Source organism: Rhodoferax ferrireducens (assembly GCF_049302455.1).
Taxonomy (GTDB): Bacteria; Pseudomonadota; Gammaproteobacteria; order Burkholderiales; family Burkholderiaceae_C; genus Rhodoferax; species Rhodoferax ferrireducens_B.
Map to the genome: position 1 here is coordinate 1 of NZ_JBAQMD010000030.1, position 11,298 is coordinate 11,298.

Below are 11,298 nucleotides of genomic sequence, written 5' to 3' on the forward strand. Positions count from 1 at the left end.
CGGGCATTGCCCCGGTATTTGACGCAAAACCAGCTCAAAGCATGGTTTTTGGAAAATCTTCACTTCGATGAAAACCGTGAAAACACGCGCCGTTGCTGGGGTTGACGGGTTTTCTGTCAAGCACTACTTACATGGGAAAGGTTGCTCCGTGAGCCGGGAATGCCGACATTGCCATACGCGGGACGTACGGCCGACGCTGGCCGCCGAGTTGGATGTCCGGATGATTCGTGCGGAAGGCAAAGTCAAACAGCGGGTGTTTGGCCGCTGCCCAGCGATCCTCTGCGGTATCGACATTGGATGACATAACGCGGTGTGGAAGGTTGCCGGCGTGCAGTAGGGGGATAAAACCTACACCCGGAAATACATCTTCGAACAGCAGTCGGGCGTACTGCCTGTCGATGGGGGCACGCCCGGCGATCACCATCCACTCAATACCGATCTGCTTGCAGTACTGATAGTAGGCCTTGAAGAGCACGGTGGTGACGAGTCGACCGCCCCTTTCATTGGTCACGCCCAAGCGGGTGGCTTCCGCCAGCCGCAGTGTCTTGAGCCAGCCTGGCAACTCGACCGACTGCTCCAGACAGAGTGGTTTGAACTGGTTGGTCTGAATGCGCATGGTGCCCAGCGGTGAGCCGTCCAGTTTCGATTCCGCCAGCAACACCACCACGCCATTTTCGGCGTCAGCGGTCTCGGCTGATTTGAGCGTCTCGGCGAAGTCCGGCAGATGGCGGGCATAAGCCGAGTGGCGGATCTGCACCGCCTTGCTCAGGTCGTCTTCGTCCCGCACCAACCTGACGGTGAACGGCAGCAGCTCCTCGGTCATGGCGGGTGCGCTCGGTGCGCCAGCGCGTGACAAAAGCGTCTTGATGCGATCAGGCTGGGAGACGGCAGACGTGGTTTGATGAATCATGGTGATAGTCCTTTGAGAAGGTTGGTTGAATACGTCGGATGGCCTTGCCTGGCTTACTCGACGTATTTCAGTCTACGAGGTAACGGTGCCCTCCAGAAAGTAGTTTCCACGGCGGGACACAGCAGGTGTAGGGCGAACCCCACAGGCCAACCGTCGATCCCCGCCTATGGCAAACTCGCGCCCTTCACTCAGTTTTAGTCAGCGCAAGGCTGGCGCCTCTTTTAGTCATGCAGAAAATCATCGCGCAAATCGCGCAGGAACTCCGGGTTCACAACAAACAGGTGCAGGCCGCCGTCGATTTGCTCGACGGTGGTGCCAGCGTGCCTTTCATCGCCCGCTACCGCAAGGAAGCCACCGACGGGCTCGACGACATCCAGTTGCGCGAGCTGGAGGCGCGCCTGGGCTATCTGCGCGAGCTGCGTGACCGCCTCCAAACCGTGATCAAGGCCATCGATGAGCAGGGCAAACTCACGCCTGAGCTGCTGGCGGCGCTGGTCGCGGCTGCCAGCAAGCAAGAACTTGAAGACCTGTACCTGCCATTCAAGCTCAAGCGCCGCACCAAAGGCCAGTTGGCGCGGGAGGCTGGGCTGGAGCCGCTGGCCGACGCCCTGTTTGCCAACCCTGATCTGGTCCCGGCGGACGAAGCCCAGGCCTACGTGATTGCCATGCGGCCGGTGGTGGAGGGCGAGGACAAGCAGCCTGATTTCTCCACCGTGCCAGCGGTGCTGGACGGTGTGCGTGATATTTTGAGCGAACGCTGGGCTGAGAACCCGGCTGTGGTGCAGGACTTGCGCGAATGGCTGTGGCAAGAGGGGCTGTTGAAATCCAGGCTGATGGACGGCAAGGACGAAAACCACCCCGATGTGGCCAAGTTCCGCGATTATTTTGACTATGACGAGCCGATTGGTCGCGTGCCTTCGCACCGGGCTTTGGCAGTGTTTCGTGGTCGTGGTCTGGAGATACTCGATGCCAAACTCGTGGTGTTTGAGCCAAATCAGGCTCCAGCCCCCGTCGCACCTGAACATGCCGCTATTAAAACAAGAGCAGCCCCGGTCGTGTCGCTGGCCGAGGGCCGCATCGCTTTGAGGCTCGGTTGGAGCCACCAGGGCCGCGCAGCCGATGATTTGATCCGCAAATGCGTGGCCTGGACCTGGCGCGTCAAACTGAGCCTGTCCACCGAACGGGATCTGTTCACCCGCCTGCGCGAAGACGCCGAGCGCGTGGCGATCAAGGTGTTTGCCGACAACCTGCGCGACCTGCTGCTGGCCGCACCGGCCGGGCCGCGGGTGGTGCTGGGCCTGGACCCCGGCATTCGCACCGGCGTCAAGGTGGCGGTGGTGGATGCCACCGGCAAACTGGTCGACACAAGCACCGTCTATCCGCACGAACCGCGCAAGGATTGGGACGGCTCGCTGCACATCCTGGCCAGGCTGTGCGAGAAGCATGGTGTCAGCCTGATCGCCATTGGCAACGGCACCGCCAGCCGGGAAACCGACAAGCTGGCTGCCGATCTGATCAAGCTCATGGCCAAATCATCCGAGCGCCTGATGGACAAAGTGGTGGTCAGTGAGGCGGGGGCCTCGGTCTATTCGGCGAGCGAATTTGCGTCGCAAGAGATGCCCGACGTGGATGTGAGCCTGCGCGGTGCCGCCAGCATTGCGCGGCGCCTGCAAGACCCGCTGGCCGAGCTGGTCAAGATCGACCCCAAGAGTATTGGTGTGGGCCAGTACCAGCACGACGTGAACCAGGGCGAGCTGGCCAAAACGCTGGACGCGGTGGTGGAAGACTGTGTGAACTCGGTCGGCGTGGACCTGAACATGGCCAGTGTGCCGCTGCTCAGCCGCGTCTCGGGTTTGAGCGGCAGTGTGGCCAAGGCGGTGGTGCGCTGGCGCGAGGCCAATGGTGCCTTTGCCAACCGCCAGCAATTGTTGAAAGTGACCGGTCTGGGGGCCAAAACCTTTGAGCAAAGCGCGGGCTTTTTGCGTATTCGCGGGGGCGACAACCCGCTGGACATGACCGGCGTGCACCCTGAGACCTATGCCGTGGTGGAGCAGATCATTGCCAAGACCGGCCAGCCGGTGGCCGACTTGATGGGCCGCGCCGACATGCTCAAGACCCTCAAGCCCGAGCTGTTTGCCAACGAGACATTTGGCGTGATCACTGTCAAGGACATTCTGGGCGAGCTGGAAAAACCAGGCCGCGATCCGCGACCGGACTTCAAGGTGGCACGTTTCAACGATGGCGTGGAAGACATCAAGGACCTGAAAGAAGGCATGGTGCTGGAGGGCACGGTGAGCAACGTGGCCGCCTTCGGTGCCTTTGTTGATCTCGGAGTGCACCAGGACGGGCTGGTGCATGTGAGCCAGTTGAGTCACAAGTTTGTGACCGATGCGCGCGAGATTGTCAAAACCGGCGATATCGTCAAGGTGCAGGTGGTCGAGGTGGACGTGGCACGCAAACGCATTGGCCTGACCATGAAGCTGGGTGCTGCCCCCAGCCGGCAGAGCAGCGCCGGTGACAATCGGTTTCAGGGCGTGGCCAACCACCAGCGCGCAGGGCGTGGCGCTCAAGGCGCGGCGGCGTCAAACCCGCCCGCAACCTCCATATCGTCGGCTTTTGCCAAACTCAAGGGCCTGGGGCGTTCTTGATCAGTTGAGGACAGAGCTTGCCCACTGCGTGTGGCGGCGGTCTGTCCCGCAAGGTCTCATAACAGTTGAGGACAGAGCTTGCCCACTGCGTGTGGCGGCGGTCCGTTACGCCAGGTTTGAGAACATAATGATTTTGTCAGCCTCTTCCATCCCTCGAATTTGTCAACGGAGTTGTGTAGCCGTGGATCTCAATACCCTGCTGGCCTCACAGTTTGTCCTGCCCAGTATTCCGAAGGTGGTGGCGCTCTTGCTCAGCGAGCTCGGGCGCAGTGAGCCCGATCTCAAGACCATCACCCAACTCATCAGCACCGACCCGGCCCTGACGACGCGCTTGTTGCAGACCGCCAATGCGGGGTTTTTCAAGCTCTCGGGCAAGATCAACAGCGTGTCGGAGGCGCTGGCCATCCTGGGCCTGGCGCATGTGCGGGCCATGGCCGCACAGGCAGCATCCGCAGCCTCCCTGAAGGCGGTGCCGGGCATCAACCTGCAGCAGTTTTGGGCTTACAGCCTGAACGTGGCCAAGCTGTCGCGCTCACTGGCCGGGGTGGTGCGGCAAAACCCGCAGGCCGCTTTTACCTGCGGCTTGATCCATGCGGTGGGCGAACTGGCCATGCACATCGGCATGCCCGACGAGGTAGCGGCGCTCGATCGCGAAGTGGACCCGCTTGATTTGCGGCGCGCCAAGCTGGAGCACCGGTCTTTTGGTTTTTGTTACGCCGAGGTGGGTGCCGGTTTTGCCAGCAAGTGGCAGTTTCCGCAGCCGATTGTGGATGCGCTGGCGCACCAGTACGCGCCATTCCAGGACGAGGTCTATGAACCGCTGGCAGGGGTTATTCACCTGGCTACCTGGCGTGTGCGCGCCCGCGAGGGCGGGCTATCGGCCAATGCCCTGGCGGTGACGTTTCCGGGCGCGGTGGGCGAGGTGCTGGGCCTGGACATTGACATGGTGCTGCAGCAGGACCCGATTGACTGGTCAGCCCAGATGCCGGGGCGATCCTTGATTTAAACACTGATCCAACGCAACCCTTCATCACGCCTGAAACGCTATAGTTTCTATTGCAAACGTCATTTTTCACGAAAGCCATCATGAAACTAAGCCTTAAGTTACCTCTGGCGTTTGCCTGGGCTCAGCTCTTTCTGTTCTGTGCGGCGCTGTTCGGCATCTACAGCCTGAACCAGTCGCTTGGGACGTTTGAAAATGCGGTGGCCGCCACAGCCAACACCAATCACGAGGCCCAGGTTGCTGATATGGCGCTGGTTTTCAAGACCCAGGTGCTGGAGTGGAAGAACGTCCTGCTGCGCGGTTCAAACGCTGAAAAGATGAACACACATTGGAGCGGTTTTGTTCAGCATGAGCGCGATGTGGCGGAGCGGGCCAAGAAGCTGATGGCCGCATTACCCGAGGGCGAAAGCCGGGCGCTGGTGGCCAAGTTCGCCCAGGCACACACCCAGATGGGGGAGAACTATCGCAAGGCTCTGGAGTTTTTCAAGGCCGCCAATATGGATCCGGCCGGCGGCGACAATTCGGCGCAGGACATGGACCGGGAGCCCTTGAAGCTGCTTGAGCAGGCGGTTGCCCGGATCAAGGCTGACAATGCCGCCGTCTTGGCCCAAGCAGCGGCATCGGGCCGCCGGGCGACCCTCATCAGCGTCGTTCTCATGCTGCTGGTGTGCGCCGGTGGCATCGTGTTCGGTGTTCTGTTGAGCCGAAGCATCATCAAGCAGCTCGGTGGCGAGCCGCAGGACGCCGTGAACCTGGCGCAGCGCGTGGCTCAGGGGGATTTAAGCGAGGGAAACGCGCTCAAGGCAGGTGACACCAGCAGCCTGATGGCCCATCTGGATCTGATGCAGGCCAGCCTGGCCCGGGTCGTTGCCAATGTTCACCGCGGCTCCGAGGGCCTGCAGGTCGCCAGCGCCGAAATTGCGCAGGGCAACCAGGATCTGAGCGCGCGCACCGAGAGCCAAGCCAGCGCGCTGGAGCAAACCGCGTCTTCGATGGAGCAGCTCAGTGCCGCCGTGAAACAGAACGCCGACAGCGCGCGCCAGGCCAACCAACTGGCTTTGAATGCCAGCGCGGTGGCCGTCAAGGGCGGTGAAGTGGTGGCGCAGGTGGTCGACACCATGAAGGGCATCAACGATGCCTCACGCAAAATCTCGGACATCATCAGTGTGATTGATGGCATTGCGTTCCAGACCAATATCCTGGCTTTGAACGCGGCGGTGGAAGCCGCCCGGGCCGGTGAACAGGGGCGCGGCTTTGCGGTGGTGGCCAGCGAGGTGCGCAGTCTGGCCGGGCGTTCCGCCGAAGCAGCGAAAGAAATCAAGTCATTGATCAACGCCAGCGTGGAGCGGGTGGAGCAGGGCAGCACGCTGGTGGACCAAGCCGGCGTCACCATGGCCGAGGTGGTGAGCAGCATTCACCGTGTGACCGACATCATGGGCGAGATCAGCGCCGCCAGCAGCGAGCAGGCGCTGGGCGTGTCGCAAGTGGGCGAGGCGGTGACTCAGATGGACCAGTCCACGCAGCAAAATGCCGCGTTGGTGGAGCAAATGGCGGCTGCTGCCAACAGCCTGAAGTCGCAGGCGCAAGAGCTGGTGCAAACGGTGGCCGTGTTCAAGCTCGTCAGCGTTGACGCGCCCCGGCGGGTGGCACCACCGGCAGCGTTGCGCTCGAATCAGCCTGCCCCGGGTAACCGCCAGCCCGTCGCGCGTCGCGCCCTGGCGCCGCCGTCGTCAGATGCTGCGTTGAAGAATTCCGCCAAAGCGCCGGCGAAAGTGGCCGCTAAAGACGCCCCAGCGGGTGAATCGGCATGGGAAGCTTTCTAACCGGAAAAAAGAGAGGTGACCTGGACCCTGGTTTGAGCGGAGCTTTGTTTTAACCACAACGCCAAACGTGAACAGCGTCCTGATCAGCCCGAACATCAGACACCCTTACAGCCTTCTGCTGTTTGTGCTTCTGGTTGCTGCCGGTCTGGCGGGCAACTATTTCAGTTTTCCGGTTTTTCTCAATATTGACTTCCTGTTCGGCAGCGTCTTTGCGATGCTGGCCCTCCAGTACTTCGGGCTCGGCTGGGGCACACTGGCTGCCGCGCTGATCGGCAGCTACACCTACTTTCTGTGGAACCACCCTTACGCCATCATCATCCTCGGCGCTGAGGCGCTGTGGGTGGGTGTTCTGATGACGCGGCGCCGGGTCGGCATGGTGCTGGCCGACACCTTGTTTTGGCTGCTGGTCGGCATGCCACTGGTGTTCTTTTTTTACCGCCTGGTGATGCATGTGCCGCTCAGCAGCGTTACCTTCATCATGACCAAGCAGGCCATCAATGGCATGGCCAATGCCTTGCTGGCCCGGCTGATCATTACCGGGCTGGTGCTCGGGTTCCGGTCGTCGCAGACCTCTTTTCGCGAGATTATCTACACCCTGCTGACCGCTTTTGTGCTGTTTCCGGGCTTGATCATGCTGGCGATTGGCAGTCGCGCTGACTTTGCCGAAACCGACCACCGGATTCGGGCCTCATTGCTGCAAGACAGCGCCCGCCTGGATCACTATGTGAACACATGGGTGATCAACAGGAAATCTGTCGTTCTCAAGCTGGCCGAGATGGCGTCCGTAAAAATGCCGCAGCAGATGCAAGCTCATCTGGAGCAGGCGCAGAAGTCGGATTCCAATTTTTTGCGCCTTGGGCTGATGGACCGAGAGGCGACAAGCACGGCCTACTATCCATTGCTTGATGACTTAGGGCAGAGCACCATCGGCAATAACTTTGCTGATCGCCCCTTCATTCCAGACCTGAAGCGAACCCTTCAACCGATGGTCTCGGAAGTTCTGATGGACAGAATTGGCGTGGCCAAACCCATGATTGCGGCGCGAGCGCCGGTGATCATGGAGGGGAAATATGGCGGCTATGTGACCGGCATACTGAGTTTGGCGCAGATACGCGAGCAACTCGACAGCAGCACGATGGGTCATGCGGTGCTCTACACCTTGCTGGACAAAAATAACCAGGTCATCATGAGCAATCGCAGCGATCAAACGGTCATGAAGCCTTTTACCCGCAGCGCAGGAACACTCAGCCAACTCGATGCCGGTATCAGTCAGTGGGTGCCTTCAGTGGCTGCCAATACCCCAATCTCCGATCGCTGGCAAGAATCGGTTTATGTCGTCCAGACTGCCGTCGGTGATCTGGCCGAATGGACCTTGGTCCTGGAGCAGCCGGTCGCCCCTTTCCAGAAAACGCTCTACAAGAATTACAGCGACAAACTGACGCTGTTGTTTGTGATTTTGCTGGCGGCGCTGGCACTGGTCGAAGTCCTGAGCCGCCAAGTCATGGGCACGCTCGATGTTCTGGGTGCATTGACCCGCAACTTGCCATTCAGGGTTGCGGCCAGCGACAACGACATTGCGTGGCCTGAAACAGCGATCAAGGAGACCAATGATCTGATTGGCAATTTCCGCGAGATGTCCAGTCTGCTGAAGGCACAGTTTGATGAAATTCAGGAGGTCAACGAAACGCTGGAGCAGCGGGTGGCAGATCAGACAGCCGAGTTGAAGGCGAGTGAATTGCACTTGCAGACCATCATCGAGAACGAACCCGATTGCATCAAAATCATTGACGGCCAGGGGCGCTTGCTGCACATGAATCCGGCCGGACTGGCGATGATCGAGGCCGACTCGCTGGCGCAGGTGGCAGGGCGCCCGGTGCTTGATCTCATCGCCCCCGAATACCGCGCGGCTTATTGGGATTTGCACCAGCGTGTGCTGGCGGGTGCAAGGATGCAAATGCAGTTCGAGGTGATCGGTCTCAAGGGTGGCCGGCGCTGGCTGGAGACCCATGCGGTGCCTATGCTTGACCATGCCGAGACGATGCAGCTGGCCGTCACCCACGACATTACCGAGCGTAAACAGATGGAAGAGCAGGTGCGTCAACTCGCCTTCTATGACCCGCTGACCCTGCTGCCCAACCGTCGCCTGCTCACCGACCGCTTGAGCCAGGCCATGGCAGCCAGCAAGCGCAGTGCCTGCTATTGCGCGCTGATGGTTCTGGACCTGGACAATTTCAAACCACTCAATGACACGCATGGGCACCTGTTGGGTGATTTGTTATTGATCGAGGTGGCCAGGCGCCTGACCCATTGTGTGCGCGAGATCGACACCGTTGGGCGTTTCGGTGGCGACGAGTTTGTGGTGATGCTCAGTGAGTTGAGTACCGATCAGGCGCTATCGACCGCGCAGGCGCAAGCCGTTGCCGAGAAAATCCGCAGCAGCCTGTCTGAACCCTACCTGATCACGGCGTATCACGAGGGCCTCAGCGACACCTTGTTGACGCATTGCTGCACGGCCAGCATCGGCGTGGTGATCTTCATTGACAACGAAACGCCGCAGGACGACATCCTCAAGTGGGCCGATGCGGCCATGTACCAGGCCAAGAAAGTTGGGCGCAATACAGTCAGGTTTTATGACTCAAAGGCTTGATGCGAGACCCCCGGTCCCCAGGCTGACAGGCCAGTTTGCTTCGCCTGGATCGGTTTGATTATCGCCATGCTGCAGGCAAAAACGCTATCTTAATAGTAGCTACTTACCCAGTATGGACGGGGGCTAGAGGCTAAATTTTGTCGATAACTCGGGTAAACCCGTGTGACGGCGTGCACATTGCAAGTCATAGTGGAGCACTACGCGCTCTGCTGGCGCGAGAACAAAAAAAAACAGGATGCCCCATGCCCGATTCAAAGCTGATCCTCGACTACGTCTACGACCACGTCGACGCGCACCCCGACAAGGTTTTCCTGAGTCAGCCCGTTGGCGGCGGGAAGGTGATGGACTACACCTGGGCGCAAACCGTCGATCAGGCGCGGCGCATGGCGGCGCATCTGCAAAGTCGCGGCCTGGAACGCGACGCACGCGTCGCCATCCTGTCCAAGAATTGCGCGCACTTCTTCATGGCCGAATTGGCGATCTGGATGGCCGGCTACACCACGGTGGCGATCTTCCCGACCGAAGTCGCCGAGACCGTGCACTTCGTGCTGGAGCACAGCGGAGCCAGCCTGCTGTTCGTGGGCAAGCTCGACACCTGGGAGGCGCAGAAGCCGGGCGTGCCGGCCAGTCTGCCACGCATTGCCTTTCCGCTGGCGCCGCAGACCGACTACGACACCTGGGATGCCATCGTGGCGCGCACCGAGCCGCTCGGTGGCCGCCCGCAACGCGGCGCCGACGAGCTGGCCATGTTGATCTATACCTCGGGTTCGACCGGGCAGCCCAAGGGCGTGATGGTGAGCTTCGGTGCCATCAGTCGCGCGGGGGAAGGTTTTTCCAACTACACCCGTGAGCGCCTCGGCCCGGAAACCGAAATCCGACTTCTGTCTTACCTGCCGCTGGCGCACAGCTTCGAGCGCTCGTGCGTCGAAGCGTCGACGCTGGTCGGCGGCGAGGCGCACGTCTTTTTCGCCGAGGCGCTCGACACCTTCCTGACGGACCTGCAGCGTGCACGGCCGACGGTCTTCATCTCGGTGCCGCGGCTGTGGCTCAAGTTCCAGCAGGGTGTGTTCGCGAAGATGGCGCCGGAAAAGCTCGATCGATTGCTCGGCATCCCGATCCTCGGCCGCATCGTCGCGAAGAAGGTGCTCAAGGGTCTGGGGCTCGATCAGGTCCGCAATGCCGCCAGCGGGTCGGCGCCGATCCCGCCCGACCTCATCGCCTGGTACCGGCGCCTCGGCCTGAAACTGTATGAAGGCTACGGCATGACCGAGGACAATTCGTTCTCGCACGCCTCGAACGAGAAGTTCAACGAGCCCGGTTATGTCGGGGTCGCGATGCCTGGCGTGCAGGTACGCATCAGTGACGAAGGCGAGATCCTGATCAAGTCGCCCGGGCAGTTCAGCGGGTACTACAAACAGCCGGAGCTGACGGCAGCGTCGTTCACCGAAGACGGCTTCTTTCGTACCGGCGACCTCGGCGAGCTCAGGGCCGACGGGCTGCTCAAGATCACCGGCCGCGCCAAGGAGCTGTTCAAGACGGCCAAGGGCAAGTACGTGGCGCCGGCGCCGATCGAGAACCTGCTCAATGCGCATCCGATGGTCGAGCTGTCGCTCGTGTCGGGCGTCGGTCAGCCTTCTGCCTATGCGATGGTGGTGCTGGCCGAAAGCCTGCGCCCGCAAATGGGCGACCCCAGTGTTCGAGCGAGAGTGCAGGACGAGCTGGGCCAGTTGCTTCAGGACGTGAACCAGCAGGTGCCTGAATATGAACACCTGCGCATGATCGTCGTGGCACGCGAGCCCTGGTCGATCGAAAACGGCTGCCTCACGCCGACCATGAAAATCAAACGCGGTCGCATCGAAGCGGCGGTGGCGGCCCAGGTAGAGGTCTGGTACACCGGCCGCGGCCCGGTTCATTGGGCTTAAGCGGGAAACACGACACCATGCCAAGCACATCCATCCGCCACGGCGGCGACCGCGTTGCCGAGGCCCTGCAGGCGCACGGTGTGCGCTGTGTCTTTACGCTCTGCGGCGGCCATATTTCACCCATCCTGAGCGCCTCCAAAGCGCGCGGCATCCGCATCGTCGACGTGCGCGACGAAGCCACCGCTGTGTTTGCCGCCGATGCCACCGCGCGCCTGTCTGGTCTGCCGGGTGTGGCGGCCGTCACGGCGGGGCCGGGCATCAGCAACACCATCACCGCCCTGAAAAACGCGCAGCTGGCGCAGTCGCCGGTGATTCTCATCGGCGGCGCCGCACCCACTGCGCTGC

General features: G+C 61.1%; 7 protein-coding genes. 6 read left to right on the forward strand and 1 reads right to left on the reverse strand.

What is annotated here, in order from left to right; translation table 11 throughout:
- Positions 1 to 127: 127 nt before the first annotated feature.
- Positions 128 to 910 carry a hypothetical protein gene (locus tag WA157_RS05400; RefSeq protein ID WP_422619991.1) on the reverse strand — a complete coding sequence of 261 codons (783 nt, stop codon included), beginning with the start codon at positions 908 to 910 and terminating at the stop codon, positions 128 to 130.
- Positions 911 to 1,137: 227 nt separating this feature from the next.
- Between WA157_RS05400 and WA157_RS05405 the strand changes: the two genes are divergently transcribed.
- The 6 genes from WA157_RS05405 to WA157_RS05430 form a co-directional block, all read left to right on the forward strand.
- A complete protein-coding gene (locus WA157_RS05405; protein ID WP_422619992.1) occupies positions 1,138 to 3,558 on the forward strand; it encodes a Tex family protein in 2,421 nt (806 codons plus the stop codon).
- Positions 3,559 to 3,739: 181 nt separating this feature from the next.
- A complete protein-coding gene (locus WA157_RS05410; RefSeq protein WP_422619993.1) occupies positions 3,740 to 4,564 on the forward strand; it encodes an HDOD domain-containing protein in 825 nt (274 codons plus the stop codon).
- An 80-nt stretch (positions 4,565 to 4,644) separates the two neighbouring features.
- A complete protein-coding gene (locus tag WA157_RS05415; RefSeq protein WP_422619994.1) occupies positions 4,645 to 6,384 on the forward strand; it encodes a methyl-accepting chemotaxis protein in 1,740 nt (579 codons plus the stop codon).
- A gap of 67 nt (positions 6,385 to 6,451) precedes the next feature.
- Positions 6,452 to 9,031, forward strand: a complete 2,580-nt coding sequence (locus WA157_RS05420) for a diguanylate cyclase domain-containing protein (protein ID WP_422619995.1) — start codon at positions 6,452 to 6,454, stop codon at positions 9,029 to 9,031.
- Between the two features lie 242 nt (positions 9,032 to 9,273).
- Complete coding sequence (locus tag WA157_RS05425) at positions 9,274 to 10,953, forward strand: AMP-binding protein (RefSeq protein ID WP_422619996.1); 1,680 nt, start codon at positions 9,274 to 9,276, stop codon at positions 10,951 to 10,953.
- Between the two features lie 17 nt (positions 10,954 to 10,970).
- Positions 10,971 to 11,298, forward strand: a 328-nt coding sequence (locus tag WA157_RS05430) for a thiamine pyrophosphate-binding protein (RefSeq protein ID WP_422619997.1), incomplete at its 3' end; no start/stop codon positions are given.

Coding starts and splice junctions, on each gene's coding strand:
- WA157_RS05400 (WP_422619991.1), bottom strand. CDS start 910: ATGATTCATCAAACCACGTCTGCCGTCTCCCAGCCTGATCGCATCAAG.
- WA157_RS05405 (WP_422619992.1), top strand. CDS start 1,138: ATGCAGAAAATCATCGCGCAAATCGCGCAGGAACTCCGGGTTCACAAC.
- WA157_RS05415 (WP_422619994.1), top strand. CDS start 4,645: ATGAAACTAAGCCTTAAGTTACCTCTGGCGTTTGCCTGGGCTCAGCTC.
- WA157_RS05425 (WP_422619996.1), top strand. CDS start 9,274: ATGCCCGATTCAAAGCTGATCCTCGACTACGTCTACGACCACGTCGAC.